The organism is Eikenella longinqua (assembly GCF_001648355.1).
Taxonomy (GTDB): Bacteria; Pseudomonadota; Gammaproteobacteria; order Burkholderiales; family Neisseriaceae; genus Eikenella; species Eikenella longinqua.
This window is the reverse complement of sequence record NZ_LXSL01000028.1, coordinates 272619-286685: the sequence shown is the minus strand read 5'-3', so window position 1 is coordinate 286685 and position 14067 is coordinate 272619. Positions and strand designations below refer to the sequence as shown.

17 protein-coding genes are annotated in these 14067 nt (G+C 61.9%); 9 read left to right on the top strand and 8 right to left on the bottom strand.

Going from position 1 to position 14067, the window contains the following annotated elements; genetic code table 11:
- Positions 1 to 65 precede the first annotated feature (65 nt).
- From sdhA to sdhC, 3 genes are read right to left on the bottom strand one after another with little or no spacing between them, the layout of a single operon-like run.
- The gene (gene sdhA / locus A7P95_RS08905) at positions 66 to 1850 is read right to left on the bottom strand and encodes a succinate dehydrogenase flavoprotein subunit (protein ID WP_067594187.1); all 1785 of its coding nucleotides are present in this window, start codon (positions 1848 to 1850) and stop codon (positions 66 to 68) included.
- A gap of 5 nt (positions 1851 to 1855) precedes the next feature.
- Positions 1856 to 2197, bottom strand: coding sequence for a succinate dehydrogenase, hydrophobic membrane anchor protein (gene sdhD, locus A7P95_RS08900; RefSeq protein WP_067594185.1), 342 nt, complete (start codon positions 2195 to 2197; stop codon positions 1856 to 1858).
- Complete coding sequence (gene sdhC / locus A7P95_RS08895; protein WP_067594181.1) at positions 2191 to 2568, bottom strand: succinate dehydrogenase, cytochrome b556 subunit; 378 nt, start codon at positions 2566 to 2568, stop codon at positions 2191 to 2193. Before sdhC ends, sdhD begins: the two co-directional genes overlap by 7 nt.
- A 517-nt stretch (positions 2569 to 3085) precedes the next feature.
- Between sdhC and A7P95_RS08890 the strand changes: the two genes are divergently transcribed.
- Positions 3086 to 4081: a malate dehydrogenase gene (locus A7P95_RS08890; RefSeq protein WP_067594178.1), complete on the top strand. Its 996-nt coding sequence runs from the start codon at positions 3086 to 3088 to the stop codon at positions 4079 to 4081.
- Positions 4082 to 4391: 310 nt separating this feature from the next.
- On the opposite strand, the gene A7P95_RS08885 is transcribed toward A7P95_RS08890, so the two are convergent.
- The gene (locus tag A7P95_RS08885) at positions 4392 to 4721 is read right to left on the bottom strand and encodes an FKBP-type peptidyl-prolyl cis-trans isomerase (RefSeq protein WP_067594174.1); all 330 of its coding nucleotides are present in this window, start codon (positions 4719 to 4721) and stop codon (positions 4392 to 4394) included.
- A 189-nt stretch (positions 4722 to 4910) separates the two neighbouring features.
- Between A7P95_RS08885 and A7P95_RS08880 the strand changes: the two genes are divergently transcribed.
- Both A7P95_RS08880 and A7P95_RS08875 read left to right on the top strand, forming a co-directional pair.
- Positions 4911 to 5771: a phosphoribosylaminoimidazolesuccinocarboxamide synthase gene (locus A7P95_RS08880; RefSeq protein ID WP_067594171.1), complete on the top strand. Its 861-nt coding sequence runs from the start codon at positions 4911 to 4913 to the stop codon at positions 5769 to 5771.
- 78 nt (positions 5772 to 5849) lie between these two features.
- Positions 5850 to 6044 carry a cyanate hydratase gene (locus A7P95_RS08875; protein WP_067594169.1) on the top strand — a complete coding sequence of 65 codons (195 nt, stop codon included), beginning with the start codon at positions 5850 to 5852 and terminating at the stop codon, positions 6042 to 6044.
- Between the two features lie 50 nt (positions 6045 to 6094).
- On the opposite strand, the gene htpX is transcribed toward A7P95_RS08875, so the two are convergent.
- From htpX to ribH, 4 genes are all read right to left on the bottom strand, one after another.
- Positions 6095 to 6949, bottom strand: a complete 855-nt coding sequence (gene htpX / locus A7P95_RS08870; RefSeq protein WP_067594167.1) for a protease HtpX — start codon at positions 6947 to 6949, stop codon at positions 6095 to 6097.
- A gap of 180 nt (positions 6950 to 7129) precedes the next feature.
- Positions 7130 to 8485 (bottom strand): M23 family metallopeptidase, encoded by a 1356-nt coding sequence (locus A7P95_RS08865; protein WP_245636594.1) that lies wholly within the window; start codon positions 8483 to 8485, stop codon positions 7130 to 7132.
- A 404-nt stretch (positions 8486 to 8889) separates the two neighbouring features.
- Positions 8890 to 9339, bottom strand: a complete 450-nt coding sequence (gene nusB / locus A7P95_RS08860) for a transcription antitermination factor NusB (RefSeq protein ID WP_067594161.1) — start codon at positions 9337 to 9339, stop codon at positions 8890 to 8892.
- A gap of 37 nt (positions 9340 to 9376) precedes the next feature.
- A complete protein-coding gene (ribH, locus tag A7P95_RS08855) occupies positions 9377 to 9862 on the bottom strand; it encodes a 6,7-dimethyl-8-ribityllumazine synthase (RefSeq protein WP_067594158.1) in 486 nt (161 codons plus the stop codon).
- Between the two features lie 150 nt (positions 9863 to 10012).
- On the opposite strand from ribH, the gene A7P95_RS08850 reads away from it, so the two are divergent.
- The 6 genes from A7P95_RS08850 (at position 10013) to A7P95_RS08825 (ending at position 13961) form a co-directional block, all read left to right on the top strand.
- Complete coding sequence (locus A7P95_RS08850) at positions 10013 to 10513, top strand: dihydrofolate reductase (protein ID WP_067594155.1); 501 nt, start codon at positions 10013 to 10015, stop codon at positions 10511 to 10513.
- Between the two features lie 24 nt (positions 10514 to 10537).
- Positions 10538 to 11569: a tetraacyldisaccharide 4'-kinase gene (gene lpxK / locus A7P95_RS08845; RefSeq protein WP_067594152.1), complete on the top strand. Its 1032-nt coding sequence runs from the start codon at positions 10538 to 10540 to the stop codon at positions 11567 to 11569.
- A 134-nt stretch (positions 11570 to 11703) separates the two neighbouring features.
- Entirely contained in the window at positions 11704 to 12114 is a 411-nt protein-coding gene (locus tag A7P95_RS08840; RefSeq protein ID WP_067594149.1) for a hypothetical protein, read from the top strand.
- Positions 12115 to 12164: 50 nt separating this feature from the next.
- Positions 12165 to 12347, top strand: a complete 183-nt coding sequence (locus tag A7P95_RS08835; protein ID WP_067594145.1) for a Trm112 family protein — start codon at positions 12165 to 12167, stop codon at positions 12345 to 12347.
- Positions 12344 to 13123, top strand: coding sequence for a 3-deoxy-manno-octulosonate cytidylyltransferase (gene kdsB, locus A7P95_RS08830; protein WP_067594143.1), 780 nt, complete (start codon positions 12344 to 12346; stop codon positions 13121 to 13123). The genes A7P95_RS08835 and kdsB overlap by 4 nt, the downstream gene beginning before the upstream one ends.
- A 289-nt stretch (positions 13124 to 13412) precedes the next feature.
- Positions 13413 to 13961, top strand: coding sequence for a DUF1287 domain-containing protein (locus tag A7P95_RS08825; protein WP_218916369.1), 549 nt, complete (start codon positions 13413 to 13415; stop codon positions 13959 to 13961).
- Positions 13962 to 14067 lie beyond the last annotated feature (106 nt).

Here is a 14067-nt window from a genome sequence, read left to right as displayed (position 1 = left end):
GAGGCTACCTGAAAAATATGGGAGTGGTTTTCGGCAAAGCTGAAACCGGCAGCCGTTGGTGCTTTTTAGTAAACGCGTTTGGCGGGTTTGATGTAGTCCACGGTGAGCGGCTGGGTGTGCACGGGTTTGTAGGCCAGGCTGTTGTTGGCGGAATAGAACAGGCTGTGCTTCATCCAGTTTTCGTCGTCGCGATCGGGGTGGTCGTCGGAGGCGTGGGCGCCGCGCGATTCTTTGCGGGCTTCGGCGGCAATCATGGTGGCTTTGGCCACTTCCATCAGATTGTCGAGCTCCAGCGCTTCGATGCGGGCGGTGTTCCACACTTGGCTCTTGTCGCCGATTTCGGTGCGTTTCACGCGCTCGGCCAGGGCGAGGACTTTGTCGACGCCTTCTTTGAGGATGGCGTCGGTGCGGAATACGCCGGCGTGGCGCTGCAGGGTGCGCTGCAATTCGCCGCGCAGGGCATCTACGTTTTCGCCGCCGGTTTGGCCGTTGAGGCGAGCCAGGCGTTGTTCGGTGAAGGCGCCGGCGTTTTCGGGCAGCGGCTTGATTTCAGGGTGCTGCCTGATGAACTCGATCATGCTGTCGCCGGCGGATTTGCCGAACACCACCAAATCGAGCAGGGAATTGGTGCCCAAGCGGTTGGCGCCGTGCACCGAGGCGCAGGCGCATTCGCCGGCGGCATACAGGCCGGGCACGGGGGCTTCGGGGTTGCCGTTTTGTGGCACCACCACTTCGCCCAGATAGTTGGTGGGAATGCCGCCCATCATGTAGTGCACGGTGGGCACCACAGGAATCGGGTCTTTAATCGGGTCGACACCGGCGAAATTGATGGAAATTTCGCGGATGCCGGGCAGCTTGGACATGATTTTTTCCGCGCCGATGTGGTCGATTTTCAGCAGCACGTGGTCTTTGTTTTTGCCGCAGCCGCGCCCTTCTAAGATTTCCAGCGACATGGCGCGGGAAACCACGTCGCGCGAGGCGAGGTCTTTCACTGTGGGGGCGTAGCGCTCCATGAAGCGTTCGCCGTCGGCATTGAGCAGGATGCCGCCTTCGCCGCGCACGCCTTCGGTGATCAGCACGCCGGCACCGGCCACGCCGGTGGGGTGGAACTGCCAAAATTCCATGTCTTCCAGCGGGATGCCGGCGCGGGCACAGATGCCCAAGCCGTCGCCGGTGTTCATGAAGGCGTTGGTGGAGGAGGCGTAGATGCGCCCGCCGCCGCCGGTGGCAAACAGGATGGCTTTGGCGTGGAAGATATACACGTCGCCGCTTTCCATTTCCATGGCGGTGATGCCCACGGCGTCGCCTTGCTCGTTACGGATGAGGTCGAGCGCGGTCCATTCCACGAAGAATTGGGTGTTGGCGCGCACGTTTTGCTGGTAGAGCGTGTGCAGCATGGCATGCCCGGTGCGGTCGGCCACGGCGCAGGCGCGCTCCACCGCAATGCGGGCGCTGTTCGGATCGTCGGGATCGCTCAGGCGGGTGTGGCCGCCGAAGGGGCGCTGGTAGATTTTGCCGCTTTCCACACGGTCGAACGGCATGCCCATGTGTTCCAGCTCAATCACGGCTTCGGGCGCGCGGCGGCACATAAATTCGATGGCGTCTTGGTCGCCGAGCCAGTCGGAACCTTTCACGGTGTCGTACATGTGCCAGTCCCAGCGGTCTTCCTGCACGTTGCCCAGCGAGGCGGAAATGCCTCCCTGCGCGGCCACGGTGTGCGAGCGGGTGGGGAACACTTTGGAGAGCACGGCGGTGTTGAGGCCGGCTTTGGAAAGTTGCAGCGCCGCGCGCAGGCCGGCACCGCCGCCGCCCACGATGACGGCATCGAATTTTCGGACAGGATAAGTCATCTCGTTCAACCCCAAATTACATTAACCGAATAAACCGTGCAGCCGGCGAGCCATACGATGGTGGCTACCTGAAGAAACAGGCGCAGGCCGAAAGGCTTGATGTAGTCCATCCACAAATCGCGGATGCCTACCCAAGCATGCAGAAACAGTGCGATAAGGCTCACTTGGGTAAACACTTTCACCCAAATTTGCCCGAAAAACGCCTGCCACGCGGCATAATCGCCCGGCAGCGCGAGCAGGAAGGCAACCAGCGCCAGAGTGTAAACCAGCATCACCACGGCGGTGGTGCGCTGCATGATCCAATCGCGCAGGCCGTAGTGCGCGCCGGTGAGTTTGCGGTCTACCATAGCCATACTCCCAAAACAGCGGTGCAAAGCAGAGCCAGCGCCATTACGGTTTTGGCCGTGGCGCGGGCGGTGTTGAGCTCCAGGCCTTTGTGCATATCCAAAAGCAGGAAGCGGATGCCGGCAAAGAAGTGGTGCAGATAGGCCCACAGCAGCCCGAGCAGGCCGAGTTTCACCAGCGGGTGCGCCACGAAGGCGCGGTAGCTTTCAAAGGCGTCGGCACGGTTCAGCGTGCCGGAGAAGAGCCACAGCAAAAGCGGCAGGCTGATAAACAGCAGCACGCCGCTGATGCGGTGCAGAATGGAAACAATCCCCGGAATCGGCAGCCGGATGCTGAGAATATCCAGGAATATCGGTCTGTTAGTCGTCCGCATGGCGAAACTTCCTCAGAGTTGGCAATATCCCAAAGCCGGCGCGAAACCGGCATCCATAGTCGAAGGGCTGCCTGCCGACGAGCGGTTTCAGGTAGCCTGACGCCGGCAACCGAAAAGCCGGCGGAATCGGCAACCGTGGCGCCATGTTTTGCCCTAGACGGCGCGCGGATTGCAGATGTGCGGATAATATAGCAGCTCTTGATTTAAATCAACTTAACATTGAACAATGCCGGCCGGAACTTGTGCGTTTGCCGCAACGGCTTGCCAGTTATGCCACACAGGCCGGCTTGCCCGATAGCCGGAGCCGCACCCCTTAATAAAAAATAACAAAAATCGCCTCAGCCGGGCGGCTTTGCGGTATCATTCGCCCCTTTAAACTTTTGTTATCCCAAACCGCCGCGCAGGCAACAGGCTACCTGAAAACGATGTTTGAGCGCAGCCCAAGCTGAGTTTCTGCGAAGCTAAAAATAGCACGGAGCCTTCAGCCCGCCCGCGCCGCTATCAAACATATCCCGCCATGATCACTTCCAGCACACAAAAAGCCCCCATCCGCGTGGCCGTTACCGGCGCCGCCGGCCAGATTGCCTATTCCCTGCTGTTCCGCATCGCCTCCGGCGACATGCTCGGCGCCGACCAGCCCGTGATTTTACAGCTGCTCGATTTGCCGCAGGCGCAGCAGGCCGTGCGCGGCGTGATTATGGAGCTGCACGACTGCGCCTTCCCGCTCTTGGCCGACGTGTTTGCCACCGACAACCCCGAAACTGCCTTCCAAGACGCGCAAATCGCCATCCTCGTCGGCGCCCGTCCGCGCAGCAAAGGCATGGAGCGCGCCGACCTTTTGCACGCCAACGCCAACATCTTCACCGCCCAAGGCGCCGCGCTGAACAAAGTGGCCAGCCGCGACGTGAAAGTGCTGGTGGTGGGCAACCCCGCCAACACCAACGCCTACATCGCCATGAAGTCCGCGCCCGACCTGCCCGCGCGCAACTTCACCGCCATGCTGCGCCTCGACCACAACCGCGCGCTCAACCAAATCGCCCTCAAAACCGGCCGCTCACTCAACGACATCGAGCAGCTTTGCGTGTGGGGCAACCACAGCCCCACCATGTATGCCGACTACCGCTTCGCCACAATAAACGGCCAAAGCGTGCCGCAGCTCATCAACGACGCGCAATGGTATGCTGAGCACTTTCTGCCCACCGTGGCCAAGCGCGGCGTGGCCATCATCGAAGCGCGCGGCCTTTCCTCCGCCGCTTCCGCCGCCAATGCCGCCATCGAGCATGTCCGCGACTGGGTGCTCGGTAGCAAGGGGCGCTGGGTTACCATGGGCGTGCCTTCCGACGGCGCTTACGGCATTCTCGAAGGACTGGTGTTCGGTCTGCCCGTGGTGTGCGAAAACGGCGAATACCGCGTGATCAAAGATTTGCCGATCGACGATTTCAGCCGCGAGCGCATCGGCATCACGCTCAAGGAGCTGGAAGACGAACGCGCGGCGGTGGCGCATTTGCTGTAACGCTTCGGCGGTGCAGAAAATTTGTCGCGCTGTATTTTTAGCTTCGCAGAAACTCAGCTTGGGCTGCGCTCAAACATCGTTTTCAGGTAGCCTTTTATGTGTAAGGGGCTACCTGAAAATCTATAGCGAATCAAATTGGCTTTCGATACAAGGCAGCGAGCCGCAGGTAGTACAGGAGTATGACAAGGCGAGCTAGCGCCGTAGCGAAAGTTAAGTTGGTTCGCTATATCGGCAAAGAAAAGGTAAAGGCTACCTGAAAACCTAGATAACGGTTTTCAGGTAGCCTTTTTGTTGTGCGGAAAGAAGCCGCTTAATCGTGCACTTTCAGCAATTCCACATCAAACACCAGCGTGGCGTTGGGCGGAATCACGCCGCCGGCGCCGCGTGTGCCGTAGCCCATTTCCGGCGGGATGGTGAGCTTGCGTTTGCCGCCTTCGCGCATGCCGCCGAAGCCTTCGTCCCAGCCGCGGATAACCTGGCCCACGCCCAAGATGATGGTGAGCGGCTGGCCGCGGTCGAGGCTGGAGTCGAACTTGCTGCCGTCGGCGAGGTAGCCGCTGTAGTGCACGGTGATGCGTTTGCCTTTTTCGGCGGCTTTGCCGCTGCCGGTTTCGATGTCTTCGATAATCAGATTGCTCATGGCTTTTCCTTGTAAGGTGGGGGAGGGCAGGCTACCTGAAAACTGCACACGCTCAGCCGGCCTGCCGATGCGGGCTGCATTCTCAAGCATAAAATGCACTTCGGCAACCTTTTTGCCTCCCCGCCATTCTTTCCGCGCGGCAATTGGACTAAAATATCGGTTTTCCCACCACCCACCCGCCAACCCATCATGACCACCATCCCGCTGAAAAAAATCTACTCCGGCAAAGTGCGCGATTTGTATGAAATCGACAGCCAAACCATGCTCATCGTCGCCTCCGACCGCCTCTCCGCCTTCGACGTAATCCTAAACGAACCCATTCCAGGCAAAGGCGAAATCCTCACCCAAATCTCCAATTTCTGGTTTGGCAAACTCGCCCATATCATGCCCAACCACTTCACCGGCCAAACCGTGTACGACGTGTTGCCGCACGACATCGCCGCCGCGCTGGAAAAACGCGCCGTGGTGGCCAAGCGGCTCGAACCGCTCAAAATCGAAGCCATCGTGCGCGGCTACCTTGCCGGCAGCGGCTGGAAAGAATACCGCCAAACCGGCGCCGTGTGCGGCATCAGGCTACCTGAAAACCTGCGCGAAGCCGAAAAACTGCCCGAAATCATCTTCACCCCCTCCACCAAAGCCGCCGTGGGCAACCACGACGAAAACATCAGCTTCGAGCAATGCGCCCAAATCATCGGCCGCGAGCTGGCCGAAGAAGTGCGCCGCAAAGCCATTGTCCTTTATCGCGAAGCCGCCGAACACGCCCGCAGCCGCGGCATCATCATCTGCGACACCAAATTCGAATTCGGCCTCGACCAAAACGGCACGCTCACCCTAATGGACGAAGTGCTCACCCCCGATTCCAGCCGCTTCTGGCCCGCCGACCAATACCAAGTGGGCAGCAACCCGCCCTCCTTCGACAAACAATTCATCCGCGACTGGCTCGAACAAAGCGGCTGGAACAAACAGCCCCCCGCCCCCGCCGTGCCCGCCGAAGTCATCGAAAAAACCTTGGCCAAATACCGCGAAGCCTTGGAGCTGCTGACCAAGTAGCCGAAATTTTCAGGTAGCCCCAAATAGCAGCTGAGGCTACCTGAAATTTATTCCACCACCAAACCAAACGTTTACATCATGCCAGCAAGCAAACAAGCCGCCCTGCAAGCCGCCGCCAAAATCAAACAGGGCAAAACCGCCAAACTCAAAGAATGGCAGGCCGTATCCGAGCAGCGGCAGTTCGCCAACGAATTCACCGTGGCCGCCCGCCTCGGCGAGCCCGCGTTTACCGAAGAACAGGCCGAGATGGTGGCGGCGCTGTTTGGGAAATAGCGGATACGGCCGGCATGGTTTTCAGGTAGACTTTTATTGTTTGGGCGAAGCTAGTAGGGCAGCCGTTGCAGGCGGGCGATGCGGTCGTCGAGCGTGGGGTGGGTGCTGAACAGGGAGCGCAGGGTGTTGTCGTTGATGCCCATGGCGCTCATGTCTTGCGGCAGGCCGCCGGTGCTGCCTTTGAGCCGTTGCAGCGCGGCAATCATTTTCGGCGCGCCCACCAGCTTGGCGGCGCCGGCGTCGGCGCGGTATTCGCGCTGGCGGCTGAACCACATCACGATGATGCCGGCAATCCAGCCGAAGATTACCTGAAACACCATGCTCACCAGCAAATACACGCCCTGGCCGCCGCTGCTGTTTTGGTTTTGCCGCAGCGAAGAGGCCACCACGCCGGCAATCAGGCGCGAGAAAAACAGCACGAAGGTGTTCACCACGCCCTGAATCAGCGTGAGCGTAACCATATCGCCGTTGCCCACGTGCGCCATTTCGTGCGCCAGCACGGCTTCCACTTCGTCGCGGGTCATGCTGCGCAGCAGGCCGGTGCTCACGGCTACCAGGGAATTATTGCGGCTGGCGCCGGTGGCGAAGGCGTTGGGCTCGGGCGCTTCGTAAATGGCCACTTCGGGCGTTTGCAGGTTCCACTGCCGCGCCTGCGCCTGCACCACGTTGAGCAGCCAGTGTTCGGTTTCGTTGCGCGGCTCGCGGATAACGTGCGCGCCCACGGCGTGCTTGGCGGTGCTTTTCGACATGAGCAGCGAAATCAGCGAGCCGGCAAAACCGGCCACGGCGGAGAGGATGAGCAGGCCGGAGAGGTCTTGCGGGTTGGCGCCAAACAGCCCGAGCAGGAGGCGGACGGCCAGCAAGACGGCCATATTGGTAACGAGGAAAAGGAATATGCGCTTCACGATGATCCTGGTCGGGTGGTGGGTGGTTTGGCGGCTACCTGAAAAATGCTGCGGCTGTTTCAGGTAGCCTTTTGGTTTGCTGTTGCTATTCTAATCTAAATGCTTCCGGTGTGGTGTGTGTTTTTATTAAGCCGCTTGCAACCGTGCAGCCGGCTGCGGCGGCGAGCCCGGCTGCCGCTGTTAATCCAGCTGGGCAACGGTTTTGCCGATGCCGCGCAGTTGGGCGAGTTTTTGTTCTACGGCTTGCTGCTGGCGGCGGAATTCGGCCAGCTCGGCGGTGGTGAGGCGTTTGGCGGGCAGGGCGACGCCGGCGGGGTTCACCGGCACGCCGTTGAGGCGCACTTCGTAGTGCAGGTGCGGGCCGGTGCTGCGGCCGGTGCTGCCGATAAAGCCGATCACGTCGCCGGCGCGCACGCGCTGGCCGGGGGCGGCGTTGGCGGAGAAGGCGCTCATGTGGCCGTAGAGGGTTTGCATGCTGTCGCTGTGGCGGAGGATGACGGTGTTGCCGTAGCCGCCTTTGGGGCCGCGGAATTCGACCACGCCGTCGGAGGGAGCGTGGATGGGCGTGCCGGTGGGGGCGGCGTAGTCGATGCCGGTGTGCATGCGCAGGTAGCCCAGCACGGGGTGGACGCGGATGCCGAAGGGGGAGCTGATGCGGCTGCCGGGCACGGGCTGGGTTTCGAAGCCTTTTTTCAGCGGCTGGCCGTGTTCGTCGTAGTAGCGGCCGTTGCCGTCTTCGCCGAAGTAGTAGGCGCGGTAGAGCTTGCCTTGATGGGTGATTTCCACGGCGAGGATGTCGCCCATGGAAATCTGCTGGCCGTGGAAGTAGTTGACGTTGTAGAAGATGCGCACGGTGTCGCCGGCGTCGAGCTTGTAGAGTTCGAGCCGGTTGCTGAAGAGCTCGCGCAGGGAATCGCGCACTTCGGCGGGGATTTCGGCGCGCGACATGGCGCCGGCGGTGGTGCCGCTGGAGCGGATGATGACGGATTTGAGCGTGGGGATGACGGTGGTTTTCACGTCGTCCATTTTGGCCTGCCATTGCTGGTTGGCATACACCAAATCCACGAGCTGGGTTTCGCCGTTGTTGTCGTCGTTGAAAAACTGCACCTGCACGGGCTGGTGTTGGGCGTCGCGGCGGATGCTGACGATTTGGTCGGGCTGCAGATGCGGCTGCTTGCCTTCGGGGGCGGCGGCTTGGGCGATGCTTTGCAGCTGGGCGGGGGTGAGGCTGAAGCGCTGGAGCACGTCGCGCAGGGAGTCGCCGGGCTGGACGACTTCGTCGCTCCAGTAGCCGGTGGCGGCGGGGCTGCCTTTGGCCTGCACGGCGGGTAGCGTTTCGGTAACGGGCGCGCTTTGCATAGGTTCGTCGGTTTTCGCACTGCCGGCGATGGCGGCAAGCAGCACGAAAACGCCGAGCAGGGCGGCTGCGGCATAAGCGGCCAGGCGGATGCGGCGCGGCAGGCGGAGGAATCGGACAAATAAGGCGGGCATGTGTTGCAAAAACGGGCGGCGCGGGGCGCCGGCGGGGCTTATCAAAGATGCGCTATTTTAATGGATAGGCTGCGGGGGCTGCCTGCCGTTTTGCGGTTTTTTACTTGCACTCGGGCGGGGGTGCGGCTGGAATGAAACAGCGGCGGGGCGGGAGTGGGCCCGGGCGGGCAGGCTACCTGAAAAACAGGCGGGCCGGCGGGCTTCGTTAAGATTTGAATTGGGGCGGGGATGCAGTTTCTTTTTCAGGTAGCCTTGAAAAGTGTGGACGGCTTTTAACAAGGGAGGGATGACAGCGAAACAGGCTACCTGAAAATCGGTTGGCAATTTTCAGATAGCCTGTTGTAATGGTGGGATGCTTGATAGCGGATCAAATTGGCTTTCGATACCAGGCAGCGAGCCGCAGACAGTACGGAGCAGTACGGCAAGGCGAGCTAACGCTGTAGCGAAAGTTAAGTTGATTCGCTATGGCTGCGCTTGGGGTCGTGGGGACGCAGCTCGGCGGCAAGTTTGTCGAGGATGCCGTTTACAAATTTGTGGCCGTCGATACCGCCGAAGGTTTTGGTAACTTCGATGGCTTCGTTGATGATCACGGGGTAGGGCGTTTCGGGCATGTCGCGCAGCTCGAAGGCGGCGGCCAGCAGCACGGCGCGTTCGATGGGGCTGAGGTCTTTTTCGTCGCGGTCGAGCAGGGGGCGGATGATTTGCATCAGCTCGCTGCGTTTGGCCTGCACGCCGAAGAATACGGCGGTGAAGAGCTCGTTGTCGGCTTTGGCGAAGTGTTCGTTTTCACGGATGTTTTTGGCGATTTCGGCGGCGGGCAGGTCGTTGAGCGCGGCTTGGTAGAGCGCTTGTACGGCAAATTCGCGCGCGCGGCGGCGGGCGGTTTTGTTGGGTTTCATATTTGGCTTTCCTGATTGTGCGGCGGGCGGCGCGGGGTTAAACGAGGGCGTCGGGCAGCTCACTGCCGGCGGGGTTGAGGCGGCGCAGCAGGTTGGCGCATTCCACGGCCACGATGGCGGCTTCGGCGGCTTTGCTTTGGATGCGCGCGTGGGCCTGTTCGTCGTTTTCGGTGGTGAGGATGGCGTTGGCAACGGGGATGTTGAAATCCAACCCCACGCGGCTGATGCCGGCGGCGGATTCGTTGGATACCAGCTCGAAATGGTAGGTTTCGCCGCGAATCACCGCGCCGAGCGCCACCAGTGCGTCGAAGCTGTGCGACTGTGCCATGTTTTGCAGCGCCAGCGGCACTTCCAGCGCGCCGGGCACGGTGGCGATGGTGATGTTGCCGTCGGGCACGCCCAGCTCAACCAGTTTTTGGGTGCACACTTCCAGCATGGCGCTGCCGATTTCGTTGGAAAAACGCGCTTGGATGATGCCGATGCGCAGGCCGGCGCCTTGGTGGTCGGGGGGAATGATGGTCATGTCCGCTGCTCCGTTGTAGTGAAATAAGCAAAAGCGGCATGCGCCGCAAAGGAAGCGGATTTTACACCAAAGCGCGCGTTTTGGGGCTGTGAAGGCGGGAGGCTTGCGTTACAATGGCGGCGTTTTGCCCCTATTTTCAGGTAGCCTCCCATGCAAACCATCACCCTCATCGCCGCCGTGGCCGATAACGGCTGCATCGGCAGCGGCAACGCCATGCCCTGGCACATTGCCGAAGACTTCGCCTTTTTCAAACGCTACACCCTGGGCAAGCCCGTGGTGATGGGGCGCAAAACCTGGGATTCGCTGCCCAAAAAGCCGCTGCCCGGCCGCCGCAACATCGTGATCACCCGCCAGGGCGGCTGGCAGGCCGAAGGCGCCGAGCGGGCCGCCAGCCTGGCCGACGCGCTTGCCATGCTGGCCGACGCGCCCGAAATCATCATCATGGGCGGCGCGCAGATTTACACCCAAGCTCTGCCGCTGGCCACCGACCTGCGCCTCACCGAAGTGCGGCTCACCATTGATGGCGACGCCTTCTTTCCCGCCTTGAATGCCGCCGATTGGCAGGAAGCCGAACGCAGTAGCCACACCGCCGCCGCCAACGGCATCCGCTTCGATTTCGCGCACTACCGCCGCGTGCCGCAGGCTACCTGAAAAAGCTCAAGAGGCCGCCCGAACATGCTGCACCGCCTAATCGAACGCCACTGGCGCAAGCCCAACCCGCTGCTCACGCCGCTATTGCGGCCTTTGGCGCGGCTGTTTGGCGTATTGGCGGCGCGGCGGCGCGAAGGCTACCTGAAAGGCCGGAAACCCAGCGAAAAGCTGCCCGTGCCCGTGGTGGTGGTGGGCAACATCCAAGCTGGCGGCAGCGGCAAAACGCCCGTGGTGCAGGCCTTGGCGCGCGCCTTGCAAGAGCGCGGCATCCGCCCCGGCATCATCAGCCGCGGCTACGGGCGCACCGGGCGCGGCGTGCACGTTTTGACTAACGAAAGCACCGCCGCCCAAGCCGGCGACGAACCATTGCTGCTGCACCGCAGCACCGGCGCCCCCGCCGCCGTGGGCAGCCGCCGCGCCGAAGCGGGCAGGGCGCTTTTGGCCGCGCACCCCGAAGTGCAAATCATCATTGCCGACGACGGCCTGCAACACTACGCCCTGCAACGCGATTTCGAGCTGGCCGTGTTCCCCGCCGCCGAAGTGGGGCGGCGGTTGGATTTGCTGCCGCACGGCAATTTGCGCGAGCCCTTGCAGCGGCTGGAAAGCGTAAACGCCGTGCTGCTGGCCAACAGCACGCCCGAGAGCCCCGCGCCGGATTGGCGGCTGCCGCCCGAAGTGCTGCTGTGCCGCAGCTGCCTGCAATGCGGGAATATTTACCGCCTGCACCGCCCGCACGAGCTGCTGCCGGCAGGCTACCTGAAAAACCGCCGCGTGATTGCCGCCGCCGCCATTGCCAAGCCCGAGCGTTTCTTTGCCGAGCTGTCGCGGCTGGGCATCGAGCCTGTGCAACACATCGCGCTGCCCGACCACGCCGCCTGGCAGGTTGCCGGGCTTCCCGAGGCTGACAGCTACATCGTGACCGAAAAAGACGCGGTGAAGCTCGCCGCCGATACCGCGCGGGAAGTGTGGGTGCTGCCCGTGCGCGCCGAATTGCCGGAAGAATTGGTGCAGGCCATAATCCGCCGCTGCCTGCCCGGCTTGATTGAGGCTACCTGAAAACTTTATCCGCTCTCCATAAGAGAGGGCGGCAAACCAAAGGCGGCACGCCATGCGAATTATTTTTCAGGTAGCCTCCAATATCACTCAAGGCTACCTGAAAACAGCCAGCCGCCAAACCAAAAGGAAGATTTATGCGCCAAGCCCTTACCCTGCTCGCCCTGGCCTGCCTGCTGCCGCTGCCCGCGCTGGCCGACATCCCGCAAAGCCGTAACACGCAATGCTTTCAGGTAGCCGCCCGCGGCAAAATCGGCCCCGCCCGCCCTTGCCGCGCCGAAGCGGTGGATTCCGCGCCGCGCCCGAACTTGCCCGACACCCGCTCGCTCCGCTACCAAATCGGCAGCCGCAGCTACCAGTTTTCCGCCGACTACGACGCCGAGCGCCAAAGCTGGCAGCCGAGCTACCAAGGGCAGCCGCTTACCGTGTATTACCGCAGCCGCGCCTTCCGCCGCCTGGCCGCCGACGGCGCCGCCGCCCGCTACGTTTGCTTCCGCGCCCCGGGCGTGCATTTTTGTTCGCGCAAACTGCCCGCGCCGTTTTGGTAAACTTGAGGCTACCTGAAAACACGCCATCCCTCCCACACCAGAGAACCATCATGGACAAAAAATACCTCGACATCCTCGTTTGCCCGCTCACCAAAAGCCCGCTCGAATACCATGCCGCGCGCCAAGAGCTGTGGAGCCGCCAAGCCCGGCTCGCCTTCCCCATCCGTGACGGCATACCCGTGATGCTGGAGCAAGAAGCCCGCCCCCTCACCGACGAAGAATTGCACGCATGAGCACCCCGTTTACCGTCATCATTCCCGCCCGCCTCGCCTCCAGCAGGCTACCTGAAAAAGCCCTGGCAGAGATTGCCGGCAAGCCCATGGTGGTGCGCGTGGCCGAACGCGCCAGGCTGAGTGAAGCGCAGCGCGTGGTGGTGGCCACCGACCACGCCGCCATCGCCGCCGCCTGCTCCGAATACGGCATCGAAGCCGTGCTCACCGGCAAACAGCACGCCAGCGGCACCGCCCGCCTGGCCGAAGCCGCCCTGCTCTTGGGCATGGCCGACGAAGACATCGCCGTCAACGTGCAGGGCGACGAGCCGCTGATCGACCCCGCCCTCATCAACCGCACCGCCGATCTGCTCGGCAGCGGCAGCGCGCAAATGGCCACCGCCGCCCACCCGATTGCCGATGCCGCCGAGTTTCTCAATCCCAACTGCGTGAAAGTGGTGCTCGACCAGCGGCGCAACGCCCTCTATTTCAGCCGCGCCCCCATCGCCTGGCCGCGCGACGCCTTCGCCGGCAAGCCAACCGCGCTGCCCGAAGGCTACGCCCCGCTGCGCCACATCGGCCTGTATGCCTACCGCGTCGGCTTTTTGCACCAATACGTCGGCCTGCCGCCCTCGCCGCTGGAAGAGATCGAATCGCTGGAGCAGCTGCGCGTGTTGTGGCACGGCGGCAAGATTGCCGTAACCGTGTGCGACAATGCCCCCGCCGCCGGTGTGGACACCGCCGAAGACTTGCAGCGCGTGCGCGACTGGTTTGCCCGGCACCCCGAAGAGGCTGGCTGAAAATAAATAGCTCGGCTGGGCAAAGCCGATATGGTTTAACTTCGTTGAAGCTTCGCAGAAACTCTGCTGCCTGCGGCAACGTCGTTTTCAGGTAGCCTGTTCTCACGCGACAGCTTGCCTTCGCCTTGAACGGCCGATTTTAAGGATTTGTGTTATGCGTTTGCTCTGCCGCGTTGGCTTCGCCGCCTCCCTGATTGCCATTGCCCTCTCTGCCGCTTATTTTGCGAACACCTCCCGCACGCCGCATAATCCCGCCGACCGCGCCCAAGCTGTTCGGCTGCCTGAAACCATGCCGCCGCCCGCATCGGCACAGGTCGGCAACGCGGATAAGGCGCCGCCCATCGTCCGCGCCGCCCGCAGCCAAATCGGCCAAACCGTGCGCTACGACCCCGCCTATACTGCGCTGGATTATCCGATGGGCGATGTGCCGATAGCAAAAGGCGTGTGCTCCGATGTGGTGATTCGCGCACTGCGGCAGCAAAGCATAGACTTGCAGCAGCTGGTTCACCAAGACATGAAAGCGAATTTTTCCGCCTACCCGAACCGCTGGGGGCTGAAACGCCCCGACCCGAATATCGATCACCGCCGCGTGCCGAATCTGGAGGTTTATTTCGCGCGGCACGGCTGGGCGGCGCAAGACGGATACCGCGCTGGCGACATTGTTACCTGGCGGTTGGCGGGCAGCGGGCTGCCGCACATCGGCATCGTATCCGACCGCAAACATGGTGATATACCGTTGATTATCCATAATATCGGCGCAGGCACGCGCGAAGAGGACATCCTGTTCCGCCACGAAATCGTTGGCCATTTCAGGCAGCCCGCCAATGTGGCGCCGTGAAGTGTCGGCGCGACCAAGCCTGATGCTGTTTTTCAGGTAGCCTCTTGCCTGCGAGGCTACCTGAAAGCGATGTTTGGCTAAGCTATAGCGAACCAATTTAACTTTC